General features: G+C 47.6%; 1 protein-coding gene. It reads right to left on the bottom strand.

Annotated features, from left to right (window positions below):
* Positions 1–66 precede the first annotated feature (66 nt).
* Positions 67–313 (bottom strand): hypothetical protein (locus CHK_RS16610; protein WP_160295614.1); only part of this gene is annotated, 247 nt, incomplete at its 5' end.

The following is a 313-nucleotide window of genomic DNA, read 5'->3' on the forward strand; positions in this document are numbered from 1 at the left end:
CTCTTTTTCCTCCTGAGTAAGCATCCTGCAATATTCAACTACAGTTTTAATTTTTACTTTCATACTTCACTCGCTCCCTTCCTGTCCGCCGCGCCACTTAAAGCCTGCATTATCGTGCACATCGCACCGCTTACATTTCCCTCCGTTCTGAGGCTTGTATTTACATACCTCACATAACGCTGCATACGGATCATCACTTTTTGCAATGTATCTATCCATCCGCTTTATATCCTCTATCGCCGCCGCAAGCTTCTCCCGCAGGGCGGCATTCTCGGCTTCGAGGCGGTTGATGGTACCAGCCATTTTCATAACC

This window comes from Christensenella hongkongensis (genome assembly GCF_000981035.1).
Taxonomy (GTDB): domain Bacteria; phylum Bacillota; class Clostridia; order Christensenellales; family Christensenellaceae; genus Christensenella; species Christensenella hongkongensis.